This window comes from Rhodanobacter sp. PCA2, from assembly GCF_013620825.1.
In the GTDB taxonomy this organism is placed as follows: domain Bacteria; phylum Pseudomonadota; class Gammaproteobacteria; order Xanthomonadales; family Rhodanobacteraceae; genus Rhodanobacter_A.
Window position 1 is genome coordinate 25572 of record NZ_NJIC01000017.1, and the last position, 14680, is coordinate 40251.

Annotated in this window: 8 protein-coding genes; 6 read left to right on the top strand and 2 right to left on the bottom strand. The window is 69.6% G+C overall.

Features of this window, described 5'->3' with window-relative positions; translation table 11 throughout:
* Positions 1–52: 52 nt before the first annotated feature.
* Together PCA_RS06265 and tdh are read right to left on the bottom strand one after the other, a co-directional pair.
* Complete coding sequence (locus tag PCA_RS06265) at positions 53–3676, bottom strand: DUF748 domain-containing protein (protein WP_181301743.1); 3624 nt, start codon at positions 3674–3676, stop codon at positions 53–55.
* Between the two features lie 138 nt (positions 3677–3814).
* Complete coding sequence (gene tdh / locus PCA_RS06270; protein ID WP_181301744.1) at positions 3815–4849, bottom strand: L-threonine 3-dehydrogenase; 1035 nt, start codon at positions 4847–4849, stop codon at positions 3815–3817.
* Between the two features lie 259 nt (positions 4850–5108).
* Here tdh and PCA_RS06275 point away from each other — a divergent pair, with 259 nt between their 5' ends.
* The 6 genes from PCA_RS06275 to hflX all read left to right on the top strand — a co-directional run bounded on the left by PCA_RS06275 (position 5109) and on the right by hflX (position 14642).
* On the top strand, positions 5109–7118 hold the full coding sequence (locus PCA_RS06275; RefSeq protein ID WP_255436700.1) for a hypothetical protein: 2010 nt from the start codon (positions 5109–5111) through the stop codon (positions 7116–7118).
* 114 nt (positions 7119–7232) lie between these two features.
* Positions 7233–9386: a S46 family peptidase gene (locus tag PCA_RS06280; protein ID WP_181301745.1), complete on the top strand. Its 2154-nt coding sequence runs from the start codon at positions 7233–7235 to the stop codon at positions 9384–9386.
* Between the two features lie 122 nt (positions 9387–9508).
* Positions 9509–11659 (top strand): S46 family peptidase, encoded by a 2151-nt coding sequence (locus PCA_RS06285; protein WP_181301810.1) that lies wholly within the window; start codon positions 9509–9511, stop codon positions 11657–11659.
* A gap of 196 nt (positions 11660–11855) precedes the next feature.
* A complete protein-coding gene (gene miaA / locus PCA_RS06290) occupies positions 11856–12806 on the top strand; it encodes a tRNA (adenosine(37)-N6)-dimethylallyltransferase MiaA (RefSeq protein WP_181301746.1) in 951 nt (316 codons plus the stop codon).
* Between the two features lie 153 nt (positions 12807–12959).
* Complete coding sequence (gene hfq / locus PCA_RS06295; RefSeq protein ID WP_181301747.1) at positions 12960–13238, top strand: RNA chaperone Hfq; 279 nt, start codon at positions 12960–12962, stop codon at positions 13236–13238.
* A gap of 72 nt (positions 13239–13310) precedes the next feature.
* Complete coding sequence (gene hflX, locus PCA_RS06300) at positions 13311–14642, top strand: ribosome rescue GTPase HflX (protein ID WP_181301748.1); 1332 nt, start codon at positions 13311–13313, stop codon at positions 14640–14642.
* Positions 14643–14680 lie beyond the last annotated feature (38 nt).

Consider the following 14680-nt stretch of genomic DNA (forward strand, 5'->3'; position numbering starts at 1 on the left):
TCCTGGTGGGAAAACGCTTATTGTCGGCCTTTCGGGCGCCGGGTAGAACCGCCTAGTGCAGGCCGAAATCCGCGCGTGTGGTCTTGCCCTGGTCGTCGATGCCCTTGGCGTCGAGCTTGGGCGCAAGCACGAACACGCGGTTGTCGTCGAGCTTGCCGCGCAGCCAGGTGCGCACCGCGTCGGCACGGCGCTCGGCAAGGTGGCGCAGCGCATCCGCGTTCACCGGCATGTTGGTTTCCAGCAGCTTGCGCATCACGTCCGGCGGTTGCGACTTGGTGAGGCCGATCATGTCGTGCGGCTTGGGGAATTTCGCGTGCTTGTAGGCCCTCTTGAGGTACTTCTCGTATTCGTCGGGCGTGAGCTTCGACAGGTCGGCGCCGTCGCCGGCCTCCTGCCGCACGAGGTCGTCCACCATCACCTTGCGCAGGCCGCTCTCGTCGAATGCCGGATCGATGCGGCCGGTGATGTCCAGCTTCAGCGCGGTCTTCTGCTGCAGGATCTTCACGATCTCGCCGAGTTTCTCCTGGGACTTGGCGTCGAGCACGGCCGAGCCAGGCGCGAACTCCACATAGCCCAGGTCCTGCTGCTTGCCGCCGCCACCGCCCATGGCCGAGGCGATCAGCCGGAACGGCGAGGTCACGGCGCGGCCGATCAGGTTGACGAAGGCGTGCCAGATCAGGCCGCCCATGCTGAACTGCGGATCGTCCAGCGAACCGGAGACCGGCACGTTCACGTCGATGTTGCCGTCGGCATTCTTCAGCAGCGCGACGGCCAGCTTCACCGGCAGGTGGCTGATGCCCGGGCCCTGGATGGCGTCGCCGAAGGTGAGCTGGGTGATGAAGATGTGGTTGTCCGCGTTGAGCTTGCCGTTGTCGAGCTGGTAATGCACATCCATCGTGAGCCGGCCCTTGGTGATCGGATAGCCGGTGTACTTGCCCGAGTAGGGCGACATATGGGTGAGCTCCACGCCATCGGCCTTGCCCTTCACGTCGAGGAAGGCCACCGGCGCCAGCGGGTTGATCGTGCCGGTGATGTTCACCGGCGCGTTGTCGTCGAGCTGGCCTTGCAGGGTCAGGTCGGCGGGTGGACCGCCGGCCGTGCCGAAGGCGCCCACCTGGCCGTCGAGCTGGGTGATGTTGGCGGTGTAGTTCGGCTTGATGAAGTTGTCGGTGTAGTTGAGGTGGCCGCGCGCCAGCGTGATCTGGCCGATGCGGATGTCGGCAGGCGGCGCCGCGGGCGCCGCCGTCGCCGCCGTGGCGGTCGTGGCGGCCGGAGCCGGCGCTGCCTGCGGTTTCGGTGCGGCCCCCGGTTGTGCCTGGGTCACGGAGACGGGCGCGGTGGTCGGATTGGCCACCACGTCCTGCAGGTTCGTCCGCCCGTTCGCGTTGATGATGACGCGGGCGTAGAAATCGCTGAGCGCCAGCCCGGCCACCGACACATGCGGCACGTCCTCGCCCATGCGCACGTCGAGGTCGCTGGCGTTGAGCGAATTCCAGCGCAGGAAATCGTCGCCGGTGAGCTTGTCCTGCACGCGCACGTTGCCGAGGGTGACGCGGCCGCGCCAGTCCATCAGCGCTTGCGGGCGATGGTCGCGGTAGCGCATGCGGCCATCCGCGCTGAGCAGGGCGCTGGTGAGGGTCACGTTGAGCGGTGCCTCGACCAGCGACTGCAGCGGCGCGATGTCCAGGCGGGTGGTGCGCACGCGCAGGTCGGCATCCAGCGGTTGCGGGCGCAGCTTGCCGTCGACGCGAAGGCTGCCGCGGCCGATGCCGCCATTCAGCGCCAGCTTCAGCGGCCGGCGCATGTCGTCGGAGAGGTCGTCGATGCTGGTGTGGTCGAGCTTGAGTTCGGTGTGGCCGCGCTTGCCGGCGATGCGCGGGTCGGTGAGACCCAGCGTGCTGCCGTCGATGCCGAGGTGGGCGATGCTCCAGTGCCATGCGGGTGCGGGCGAAGACTTGCGCGGGCCGTGCGCGGGCTCCGACTTGGCCAGGCCGGCGAGGTCGATGCCGCCGTCGTGCAGGCGTTGCGCTTCCACGTGCAGGCCGTGCAGGGTCACGTGGTCGAGTTGCGCCGTGCTGCTGGCGAGATCGAAGCGGGTGATGCCGGCCTGCAGCGATTGCCAGGCGACCGGCGTGCGGCTGCCTTGCTTCAGGGCGAGATCGTTGACGGCCACGGTGGCCGGCTGCAGGTTGAAGTCGAGGCTCTTGCCCCAGCCCGCCTGCAGTTGGCCGTCGGCGTCGAGCGTGCCCTTGGCGAGCTCGGCGTTCAGCAGCGGGGGCGCCAGCGCCAGCATGGGGGCCAGGCCCACGCCCTTGAGGCCCAGCTTGCCGGCGTAGCGGCTGTTCGCCACGTCCAGCTTGCCGTTCGTGGCGAGGCTGCCGCCGTTCAGCGTGGCGGCGAGATCGAGCGCCGCGGCAGGCGCGGCGACCGTGGACAGGTTGCGTATCGTGCCGTGAATGCCTTCGAGCGCCAGCGTGGCGGGCTTTGTGCCGCTGGCATCGGTGTATTCGAGGCGCCCGTCCTGCAGGGCAAGCGAGGCGATGCGCACCTCGGTGGCCGGCGCGGCCGGTGTGGCGGGAGCAGGGGCGGGCTTGGCGGCAGCGTTGCCGGTCAGCGTGTCGAAATTGCTGTGGCCGCCAGCCTTGCTGATGTAATGCAGGTCGAGCTTGTCCAACTGCACCGCACCGAGGCGGTAGCGCGACAGCAGGGGTTCCACGTCGTCCAGCGCGGCGTTGGCGTGGCCGAGTGCGAGGATGGGTGTCTTGTCCGGGGTGGTCAGTGCGAAATCGTCAAGCTGCAGCTGGCCGCCCAGCCGCACCTGCGGGCCGGATTTCGCCTGCACGAAGTGCAGTTCGAGCTGGCCCGAGAGCTGGCCGCGCGGGATCGCCACCGGCAGTGCCGCCGGCACGTAGCCCAGGTAGCGGGGCAGGTCGAGGTGGTTCAGGCTGAAGTTCACCACCGATTCGAGACTGTCCGCGAAGGGCTTGGTCTGGCCGGCGATGCGCAGCGGGCTGCCATCGACATTCATCGCCAGCAGCGGCTGCACGAACACGTCGGTGTCGCGCGGCAGGTTGGCGATGAACGGGATGCCCAGCTCGAGATGGTCGATGCGATGGCTGGCCTGGGTCACCGCGTCGGCAAACGCGATGTCGCCGTCGTGCACGCTGATGTTGGCGAGCGCGAAACGCGTCGGCTGGCTGCCCGGCTTGGCCGGCTCGCCCGCGAACTTGTCGATCAGGTCGGAAAAATTGAACTGCTGCGGCGCGGTGCGCGCGATGTGCAGTTGCGGATGCTGCAGCGACAGTTCGTCCAGCACCGGCGCCATGCGGAACAGCGAGGTCCACGAGGCGTTGATCACCGCGCGGTCGACATCGACGAACGGCGAGCGGCCGTCGCGATCCGCGATGTGCAGCTTGTCCAGCTGCAGGCGCAGCGTGAACGGGTTCAGGTGCACGGCGCCCACGCTGACCGGGCGGCCCAGCAGGGCGGTGAGCCGCGTCTGCAGCTGGCTCTTGATGATGGGCGGCGCGGCGAAGAAGCCGAGCAGGCCGAACACGACCAGCACGATGGCGACGATCAGCGCGATCCTGCGCGTGCGGTGCGAGCGATACAGGCGCTCCGCACGGTCGCGCGCCATGGCAAGGCGGGAGGCGGCCGGGGGGCGTGGGTCGTTCATGCTGGCGGTGTCCTGTTGGCGTTGGGGGCCGAAGGTCGCGGCCCGGTGCTTCCCTGGCCCGGCAGCCGTGCCGGACCGGGGAAGTTTACGCACCTGCCGCAGGAGGTGTCGCGGGCGTGGCCTTGCCGCGCCTGCCCGTCAATTCCAGGAGCAGACCACCTTGCCGCACTGGCCGGCGTCCATCAGGTCGAAGCCGCGCTGGAAATCGTCGATGTGGATCTGGTGGGTGAGCACCTTCTGCAGCGGGAAGCCGGTGAGCAGCATCTGGGTCATCTTGTACCAGGTCTCGTACATGCGCCGGCCGTAGATGCCCTGCATGGTGAGGCCCTTGAAGATCACCTTGTCCCAGTCGATGCCGGCGCCCTTGGGCAGGATGCCGAGCAGGGCGACCCTGCCGCCGTGGTACATGCACTCCAGCATGTCGTTGAACGCGCGCGGGTTGCCGCTCATCTCCAGGCCCACGTCGAAGCCCTCCATGTGCAGGTCCTTCATCACGTCCTTCAGCGACTGGTTAGCCACGTTCACCACGCGGGTGGCGCCCATGTCGGCCGCCAGCTTCAGGCGATAGTCGTTGATGTCGGTGACCACCACGTTGCGCGCGCCCACGTGCTTGGCGATGCCGGCGGCGATGATGCCGATGGGGCCGGCGCCGGTGATCAGCACGTCCTCGCCGATCAGGTCGAACTCCAGCGCGCAGTGCGCGGCGTTGCCGTAGGGGTCGAAGAACGCGGCCAGCTCGGACGGGATCTGGTCCGGGATCGGCCACAGGTTGGAGGCCGGCATGCTCATGTACTCGGCGAACGCGCCGTTGCGGTTCACGCCGATGCCGATGGTGTTGGGGCACAGGTGCTGGCGGCCGGCGCGGCAGTTGCGGCAGTGGCCGCAGACGATGTGGCCTTCGGCCGAGACGCGGTCGCCCACCTTGTAGCCGGTGACGCCGGGGCCGATTTCCACGATGCGCCCGACGAACTCGTGGCCGATGGTGAGGCCGGGCTTGATGACGCGCTGGCTCCATTCGTCCCACTTGTAGATGTGCAGGTCGGTGCCGCAGATCGCGGTCTTCTCCAGCTTGATCAGCACCTCGTTCGGGCCCACCTCGGGCAGCGGCACCTCTTCCATCCAGATGCCCTGCTCGGGCTTGCGCTTGACCAGGGCTTTCATCGTCTGCGGCATGGGATTTCCAGTGACTGGCCCGCGGTGCGGGCGGCGATTCCCGCATTATACGGCGCACGTCCGCCGATGCTTTCGTGCAGCGCGGTGTTGTCGGTGCGGCGGCTTCCGTTTAAGTTCACGAGGGCGCGAGTCGATGGTCGGAGAGATGGGTATGCATGTACGGGGATCGAGGCGGACATGGGGCGCGGGCGGGGTCGGCAGGCGTTTCGACCCGGACAGGCGATGCGCCTCGATACTGCTGGCGGCAGCCCTGGTCGCATTGCCGGCGTTATCGCTCGCCGCCGAACCGGTTGCGGGAAAGGCCGCCGCGGCGCCGCTGCAGTTCCGCATCACCGAAGGCCAGATCCAGAACGCGTTCTACCAGCACGGCGACATCGCGGCCCACCTGCTGCTCAGCTCCGGTCTGCAGCCGCGCATCCTGGTGGCGTTTCCGGCCGGCAACAGCGGCGCCGGGGTGTGGTTCGAGCCCACCGCCAAGCCGGTGCAGTGGACCTTGGACAAGCTGCAGGGGCAGCACCGCACGGTCGATGGCCGTGCCTGGAACGGCATCGAGGCCGAGGCCACGGTGACGGCGGATCGGCTGGTGGTGAAGGACGCGGTGCTGAGCAGCATCCGCGTGCTGCGCGACTACCAGCTTGAGCAGCACTATCCGGCTGAAGTGGCCGCCGCGCCGCAGTTGTCCTCGCATTCCGTCCACTGGCAGCGCCAGCGGCTGGATGGCGCGCCCGGCTACGCCATCGCGCTGAGCACCGACAACGGCAGCTTCGTGCGCGAGGAAGGTCGCATCGTGCTGCGGCCGGACCGTGCCGGCGCGGCGATCCACCTGCGCATTGCAGCAAGTACCGGCGAGCCGCCGCTGACGCCGCTTGCCCACCTGCTCAATGCGCAGGCGCAGCCCGATGCCCGCAGCCAGGACGTGCTGCGCTTCCTCAGCTACCGGCAGAAATTCCTCGCCGGCTCCTGGCGTTTCGACACGTATTTCGGGCGCGACACCTTGATGTCGCTGCGCCTGCTGATGCCGGTGCTGCAGCCGGAGGCCATCGACGCCGGCATCGGCTCGGTGCTGGCGCGGCTGTCGCCGGAGGGCGAAGTGGCGCACGAGGAGGGCATCGGCGAGTTCGCGGTGCTGCAGCACCTCAAGGACGGCGGCAAGCCGTCGGATGCGCCGATCTACGACTACACCATGATCGACGGCAATTACATGCTGGCGCCGGTCGCCGCCGCGTGGCTGCTGGACGACGCGCGCGGCCGCGCCGACGCCCGCGCCTTCCTTGCCGGCAGCGTCGATGGCCGGCACCGGGGCGATGCGCTGGTGCGCAACCTGCTGTTCGTCGCCGACCGCAGCATGGCGTTCGCCCGGCAGCCGGTGTACCCGAACCTGATCGCGCTCAAGCCGGGCAAGCCGGTGGGGCAGTGGCGCGACAGCAACGAGGGCATCGGCCGCGGCCGCTATCCCTACGACGTCAACGTGGTCTGGGTGCCCGCGGCCTTGCACGCCATCGGCCGCTTCCTCGACGCCGGCTTGCTGGACGCCTACACCACGCCCGCCCAGCGCGAGCGCCTGCATGCGGCGGTCGTTGGCGTCGGCGTGTGGGAGAGCAAGGCGCCCGCGCTGTTCGACGTGCGTCTGGATGCGCAGCAGGCGGCCGGGCAGGTGCGTGCCTATGCGACGCAGGTCGGCGTGGGCGACACCGCGGCGCTGGCCTCGCTGGACGGCAAGGCGCTGGCGTTCCCCGCCATCTCGCTGGACGCGCAAGGCCATCCGGTGCCGGTGATGCATACCGACGTGGGCTTCGAGTTGCTGTTCGGCACGCCCGGCGCGGCGACGCTGGACCGGCTGGTCGGCGACGTCGTGCGGCCGTTCCCGGCCGGGCTGATGACCGGCGTCGGCATGGTGGTGGCGAATCCCGCCTACGCCGACCGCGAGGTGTGGCCGCGTTTCGGCAACCAGGCCTATCACGGCACCGTGGTGTGGTCCTGGCAGCAGGCGGTGATGGCCGCCGGCCTCAAGCGCCAGCTGGCCCGCGACGATCTGCCGCCCGCCACGCGCAGCCTGCTCGGCAAGGCGCAGACCGGCCTGTGGCAGGCGATCTGCGCCGCCAGCGCGGTGCGCAACTCGGAGCTGTGGTCCTGGACCCATGCGGATGGCCGCTACCGCGTCGAGCCGTTCGGCGCGGAAGGCGCGCACGAGGACGAGTCCAACGCCGCCCAGTTGTGGAGCACGGTCTACCTGGCCTTGCCGCCGCCGGCCGGCATCGCCTGCCACTGATCCCCGCCTGGCGCGGGCCGGGACGCCGCGGGAACGCGGTGCGGCGCAGCATTGCCGTTCCCGTCGCTTCCGTTTATGGTCGCAAGTTCTTTCGATCATCGGGCAATGGAACGCATGCGCGTGAAGACGATGGGCATGGCCGCCGCCATGCTGCTGGCCCCGGCCGTGCAGGCCGACGAGGGCATGTGGATGCCGTCCCAGTTGCCGGACATCGCCGGGCCGTTGCGCGAGGCCGGTTTCCGGGGCGCGCCGGCCGAGCTGGCCGATCTCACCAGGGCGCCGCTCAACGCGGTGGTCAAGGTGGGCGGCGCCACCGGCGCCTTCGTCAGCGACCAGGGTCTGGTGCTCACCAACCACCACGTCGCGTTCGGGGTGATCCAGTACAACAGCCGGCCGCAGCGCGACCTGATCCGCGACGGCTACGTCGCCGGCAACCGCGGCGAAGAGTTGCCGGCCAATCCCGACTTCCGCCTGCTGGTGACCACCGGGTTCGACAAGGTGACCGGCAAGGTGCTGGCCGGCGCCCGCGGCAAGACCGGCCGCGCCTACCACGACGCGGTGGACGCGGCGGGCAAGGCGTTGGTGGCGGAGTGCGAGCGTGAAGGCGGCGTGCGCTGCAGCGTGGCCACGATGTTCTACGGCCGCGACTTCTACCTGGTGAAGCAGCTGGAGCTGCGCGACGTGCGCCTGGTCTACGCGCCGCCGCGCGCGATCGGCAACTACGGCGACGAGGTGGACAACTTCGTGTGGCCGCGCCACAGCGGCGACTTCACCGTGCTGCGCGCCTACGTCGGTCCGGACGGCAAGCCGGCGGACTACGCGAAGGAGAACCGCCCCTACGCACCGCCCGCGCACCTGCAGGTCGCCCGCGACGGCGTGGCCGAAGGCGACTACGTGATGCTGGCCGGCTATCCCGGCATCACCTATCGCCACCGCAGCGCCGCCGAGTTCCGCGACCAGGTCGAATGGCGCCTGCCCACTGCGGTGGCGACGATGAAGGCGCTGCAGGACGCGATCGAGGATGCCGGCAAGACGGATGCGCAGGCGAAGATCCGCTACGCCGCGCAGCTGCAGTCGCTGAAGAACGGCATCAAGCGCTTCAGCGGCGAACTGGAAGGCCTCAGGCGCAGCAATGCGGTGGCCGTGCGCCGGCAGGACGAGGCCGCGATGCTGGCCTGGCTGGACCAGCAGGCCGATGCAGCGACGCTGCGCCCGCAGATCGACGCCGCCGCCCGCGAGATCGCCGCCGGCAACGCCGGCCGCGAGCGCGACCTGCTGCTGGGCCTGCTGCAGTCGCAGACCCAGTTGCTGCGCTCGGCGCTGCGGCTGCAGCGACTGGCGCACGAGCGCGGCATGCCCGACGCGGCGCGCGAGAGCGGCTACCAGCAGCGCGACGAGGAACTGATCGCGGGCCAGTTGCGCCAGGTGCAGCGCCGTTACGACCCGGCCGTGGAGAAGCGCCTGCTGACCACGCTGCTGACCCGCTACCAGCAACTGCCCGACGCGCAGCGCCTGCCCGAGTTCGACGCCGCGTTCGGCCGCACCCCGGCCGCACTGGCCGCCGCGCTGGACCGCGTCTACGCCGCCACCACGCTGGGCGACGAGGCCAGGCGCCTGCAATGGCTCAAGGCGGCGCCGGCCGAAGTCGCCGCCAGCGACGATGCGCTGCTGAAACTGGCCGCGCAGCTGCAACCGGCGCTGCTGCGCCTGGACGACGAGCGCAAGGCGCACGAGGGCGAACTGCTGCGCCTGCGCCCGGCCTACATGCAGGCGCTGATCGCCTATCGCGAGCAGCAGGGCCGTGCGGTCTATCCGGATGCGAATTCCACGCTGCGCGTGAGCTACGGCAAGGTCTCGCCGCTCAAGGCGCGCGACGCGGTGGGCTACGCGCCGCTGACCAGCACCGCGGGCATCGTCGAGAAGAACACCGGCGAGGAGCCGTTCGACGCGCCCAGGCCACTGCTGGCCGCGATCGCGAAAGGCGACTACGCCGGCTACCTCGATCCGAAGTCCGGCACGATGCCGGTGGATTTCCTCAGCAACCTCGACACCACCGGCGGCAATTCCGGTTCGCCGGTGCTGAACGCCAGAGGCGAACTGGTCGGGCTCAACTTCGACAGCAACTGGGAGGCGGTCAGCGCCAGCTGGATGTTCGACCCGCGCTACAAGCGCGCGATCCATGTCGACCTGCGCTACATGCGCTGGCTGATGGACAAGGTCTATCCGGCGCACTGGCTGCTGGCCGAGCTGGGCACGCCCGCCCGTTGAACACCGTTCTCATGACTTGCGGCATGCGCCGCGCCGGCCCGGTTCGGGCATAACCTGAAAGTTCTTGCGTCGCGGCTCCGGTCGCAACCGTTTTCCCCCTGGAGGTTCCCGTGCGTCGTCTCATGCTTGCCGCGGCCGTGTCCCTTGGCCTGATCTCGTCCGCCCATGCCGTCGAAGGCATGTGGCAGCCCGCCCAGCTCCCGGGCATCGCCGCCACGCTGCAGCAGCACGGCCTGAAGCTGGCCCCGAACACGCTGGCCGACCTCACCGCGTATCCGCTGGGCGCGATCGTGAGCCTGGGCGGCTGCACCGCCTCGTTCGTCTCGCCCGACGGCCTGGTGGTGAGCAACCACCACTGCGTGTACGGCGCGCTGCAGTTGAACTCCACGCCGGAGAACAACCTGATCGCCAAGGGCTTCCTCGCCAGGACCCACGCCGAGGAGCTTTCCGCCGGCCCGTCCGCGCGCGTGTTCGTCACCGAGGAAATCCGCGACGTCACCAGGGAGATCACCGCGAAGCTCAACGACGGCATGAGCGGCGCCGAGCGCTACAAGGCGATCGAGCTGGCGATCAAGGAGCAGGTCAAGGCCTGCGAGAGCGAGGGCTACCGCTGCGACGTCTACACCTTCCACGGCGGCTACAGCTACCAGTTGATCAAGCAGATGGAGATCAAGGACGTGCGCCTGGTCTATGCGCCGCCGCAGTCCATCGGCAAGTTCGGCGGCGACGTGGACAACTGGATGTGGCCGCGCCATACCGGCGACTTCGGCTACCTCCGCGCCTATGTGTCGAAGGACGGCAAATCCGCGTCCTTCTCGAAGGACAACGTGCCGTACAAGCCCAGGCACGTGCTCAAGGTCAACGCGAAGGGCGTCGAGGCCGGCGACTACGTGATGGTCACCGGCTATCCGGGCCGCACCAACCGCTACCGCCTCGCCGACGAAGTGCAGAGCGCGATCGACTGGACCTACCCCACCCAGATCGGCATCTACCAGGACACGCTGGACATCATCAACACCGCCGGCAAGGCCGATCCCAAGGTGGCGGTGAAGTACGCCAGCATGGTCGCCGGCCTCAACAACTACCTGAAGAACTTCGGCGGCCAGCTCGAAGGCCTGCGCCGCGCCGACGCGGTGGAAGTGAAGCACACGCAGGAGGCGAAGCTGGAAGCCTGGCTCAAGCAGCAGGGCGGCGCGGAGAACCAGGCGCTGGCCGGCGACATCGGCAAGCTGCGCCAGGCGATCGCCGCCGAGCGCGCGAACCGCGACCGCGACCTCGCGCTGGGCCTGGTCGAGCGCTCGTCGCTGTTCAGCACCGCGGTGCGCCTGGTGCACCTGGCGAAGGAGCGGCCCAAGGCCGATCTCGAACGCGACGCCGGTTACCAGCAGCGCGACTGGGTGCGCATCGAAGGCGGCCTGAAGCAGCTGGACCGCCGCTACGATCCGGGCGTGGACCAGCAGCTGATGGCCTACGGCCTCAAGCGCTACGCGGCCTTGCCGCAGGCGCAGCGCCTGCCCGCGCTGGACGCGTGGCTGGGCGACGCGAAGACGCCCGAGCAGATCAAGGCCAGGGTCGCCGCGCTGTACGCCGGCAGCCAGCTCGGCAACGCGGATACGCGGCTGAAGTGGTTCGCGGCCGACAGCCAGGCGATCGACGCCAGCGACGACAGCATGCTCAAGCTGGCCCGCGCGGTGCAGCCGGAACTGCAGAAGATGGAAGACGAGCGGGACGCCCGCGCCGGCGAGATGAGCAAGCTGCGGCCGCGCTACATGCAGGCGATGATCGCGTGGAAGGAATCGCAGGGCCTGCCGGTGTACCCGGACGCGAACAGCTCGCTGCGCGTCACCTTCGGCAACGTGCAGGGCGTGGCGCCGCGCGACGGCGTGAGCTACGCGCCGTTCACCACCGTGGCCGGCATCGTGGAGAAGAACACCGGCATCGAGCCGTTCGACGCGCCCAAGGCCGAGATCGCGGCGATCAAGGCCAAGGCGTTCGACGGTTACGCCTCTCCGAAGCTGGGCACGCTGCCCGTGAACTTCCTCGCCGACCTCGACATCACCGGCGGCAACTCCGGCTCGCCCGCGCTGGACGCGAACGGCCAGTTGGTCGGCCTTGCGTTTGACGGCAACTGGGAGTCGGTGAGCGGCGACTGGCTGTTCAATCCCCAGCTCAACCGCTCGATCCAGGTCGACGTGCGCTACATGCTGTGGGTGATGCACCACCTCGACCACGCCGACAACCTGCTGAAGGAAATGGGCGTGCCGGCGAAGTAAGCCGCGCCGCGCCCGACGCGCAGGGCCGCCGCATGGCGGCCCTGCGCATTTCTGTCCACAGCGAATGTGGATACGTGCTGGACAAGCGTGTGGACAACTCCGATTCGTCGCGTCGCGACAGGCACTTGGCACGGATTGCCGAAGTTTTGCCCAGGCCCGTGCGTTACGCTTGCGCCCGGTTTTCCGAGCAGCCCGCATGAGCCCAGACATCCGCCCGCCCGCCATCTTCCTGATGGGCCCCACGGCCTCGGGCAAGACCGCGCTCGCCTGCGAACTGGCCGAGCGTTTTCCGCTGGAGCTGGTCAGCGTGGATTCCGCGCTGGTCTACCGCGGCCTGGACATAGGCGCGGCGAAGCCGGACGCGGCCACGCTGGCGAGTCATCCGCATGCGCTGATCGACATCCGCGATCCGGCCACCCCGTATTCCGCCGCGGAGTTCCGTGACGACGCGCTGGCTGCGATGCAGTCCATCACGGCACAGGGCAGGGTGCCCCTGCTGGTGGGCGGCACCGGGCTGTATTTCCGCGCCCTGCAGCGCGGCCTCTCCGACCTGCCCGAAGCCGATCCGGCGCTGCGCGCGCGGCTGACGGAGGAGGGCGCGCGCATCGGCTGGCCGGCGCTGCATGCGCGGCTGGCGCAGCTCGATCCTCCCGCGGCGGCAAGGATCGGCCCCAACGACGCCCAGCGCCTGCAACGCGCGCTGGAAGTGATCGAGCTCAGCGGACGACCCTTGTCCGAACTGCAGCGCGGCGGCCGCGGCGGGGCGTTTCCGTGGCGCGTGCTGAAGCTGGCCCTGCTGCCGGCCGACCGCAGGCCCCTGCACGCGCGCATCGCCGAGCGCTTCGATGCGATGCTGGCGGCGGGCTTCCTCGACGAGCTGCGCGCCCTGCGCCGCCGCGGCGACCTGCACGCCGACCTGCCGGCGATCCGCGCGGTGGGCTACCGCCAGGGCTGGGAATACCTCGACGGCGCCACGGACGCCGCCGGCTTCCGCGAGCGCGCGATCTTCGCCACCCGGCAACTGGCCAAGCGACAGATCACCTGGCTGCGCGCGGAACTGGACGCGCGCAGCTTCGACCCCGACGTTGCGCCACCGCTGCCGCGTGCGGTGGAGGCCGTCCGGCTGTTTCTCGGAACGCCGGTGTGAGAAAGCCGTTGCAAGCCGCGCCGCCGGCTGTGGATTTCCCGAAAAACCCCTTCCTTCAAGCCCTTGAACCCGGTTAACATCGTCGCAGTTGGGCCGGGGCGCCACTGGCGTTTTTTCCCCGGGCCGGTTCGCCGCACAGGGGAGAACAACATAATGTCCAAGGGACAGTCATTGCAGGATCCGTTTCTCAATGCGTTGCGCCGCGAGCGCGTGCCGGTGGCCATCTATCTGGTCAACGGCATCAAGTTGCAGGGCACGGTCGAGTCGTTCGACCAGTTCGTGGTGCTGCTGCGCAACCAGGTCAGCCAGATGGTCTACAAGCACGCCATCTCCACCGTGGTGCCCAGCCGCAACGTGCGTATCGGCAACGGCCACGACGGCCACGAGCCGCATGCGGATGCCGCGCCGGCAGGCGACGCCGCGGACGCTTGATTGATGGCCTGCCGGCCCACATGAAGGCGGGGTCCCACCGATCCCGTCACGCCGCAGAGGCCGCCAGTCCACGTGTTTGATCGTCAGAAGAAAGGCGAGCGCGCCATCCTCGTGCTCCCCCACGGCCGCGGCAGCGGCGACGCCGAGCGGCGCGCCGCCGAGTTCGTCGAACTGGCCAGGTCCGCCGGCGCCGAAGTGCTGGGCAGCGTCGCCGCCCGCGTCGAAACCCCCAATCCGCGCTACTACATCGGCAGCGGCAAGGCCGAGGAAGTGGCCGAGATGGTGCGCGCGGTGGAGGCCGACCTGGTGCTGGTCGACCACCTGCTCAGCCCGGTGCAGGAGCGCAACCTCGAGAAGCACCTCAGTGCGCGCGTGGTCGACCGCGCCGGCCTGATCCTGGACATCTTCGCCCAGCGCGCCCGCTCGCACGAAGGCAAGCTGGAAGTGGAGCTGGCCCAGCTCAAGCACATCGCCACCCGGCTGGTGCGCGGCTGGACCCACCTGGACGCCCAGCGCGGCGGCGCGATCGGCAACCGCGGCCCCGGCGAAACCCAGCTCGAAACCGACCGCCGCCTGCTCGCCGAACGGGTGAAGATGCTCACCAGGCGCCTGGAGAAGGTGCAGACCCAGCGCGGCCAGCAGCGCCGCGCGCGGCTGCGCAACACGGTGCCGCGGGTGGCCCTGGTGGGCTACACCAACGCCGGCAAGTCCACCCTGTTCAACGCGTTGACCGAAGGCGCCGTCTACGCCGCCGACCAATTGTTCGCCACGCTGGACCCCACCGTGCGCCGGCTCGACGACCTCGCCTGCGGCCCCGCGGTGATCGCCGACACCGTGGGTTTCGTGCGCGAACTGCCGCACGACCTGGTCGCCGCCTTCCGCGGCACCCTGGCCGAGGCGCGCGATGCCGACCTGCTGCTGCACGTCAGCGACGCCGCCGACGAGGAGCGCGAGCTGCTGCGCCGCGTGGTCGACCAGGTGCTGGAGGAGATCGGCGCGGGCGATGTGCCGCAGCTGCGGGTCTACAACAAGATCGATCTGGTGGGCGTCGAAGAGGGCGGCAGCGAGGCCTCGATGCAGCCACGTATCGACCGCGACGCCGAGGGCCGCCCGCAGGCGGTGTGGCTGTCCGCCGCCACCGGCGCCGGCATCGACCTGCTGCGCCAGGCGCTGGGCGAACTGCTGGGCGGCGAGCGCGTGCAGTCCGAGCTGCGCCTGCCGCTGACCGCGGGGCGGCTGCACGCCCGGCTCAAGGCGGTGGGCGCGATCGCCGGCGAGCAGGTGGACGAGCACGGCTGGCGCCTGCGCATCGACGCGCCGCGCAGCGTGATCGCGCCGCTCAACGGCGGCAACGCGGCGGAGGCCGAGCTGCTGCGTGGGCTGCTGGCGGGCGCGGCGTCCTGATTTCGCCCGGCTCTGCTAGAATGTCGGCTGTTTGCGCG

Coding starts and splice junctions, on each gene's coding strand:
- PCA_RS06285 (WP_181301810.1), top strand. CDS start 9,509: ATGCTTGCCGCGGCCGTGTCCCTTGGCCTGATCTCGTCCGCCCATGCC.
- PCA_RS06280 (WP_181301745.1), top strand. CDS start 7,233: ATGCGCGTGAAGACGATGGGCATGGCCGCCGCCATGCTGCTGGCCCCG.
- miaA (WP_181301746.1), top strand. CDS start 11,856: ATGAGCCCAGACATCCGCCCGCCCGCCATCTTCCTGATGGGCCCCACG.
- hfq (WP_181301747.1), top strand. CDS start 12,960: ATGTCCAAGGGACAGTCATTGCAGGATCCGTTTCTCAATGCGTTGCGC.
- tdh (WP_181301744.1), bottom strand. CDS start 4,849: ATGCCGCAGACGATGAAAGCCCTGGTCAAGCGCAAGCCCGAGCAGGGC.
- PCA_RS06265 (WP_181301743.1), bottom strand. CDS start 3,676: ATGAACGACCCACGCCCCCCGGCCGCCTCCCGCCTTGCCATGGCGCGC.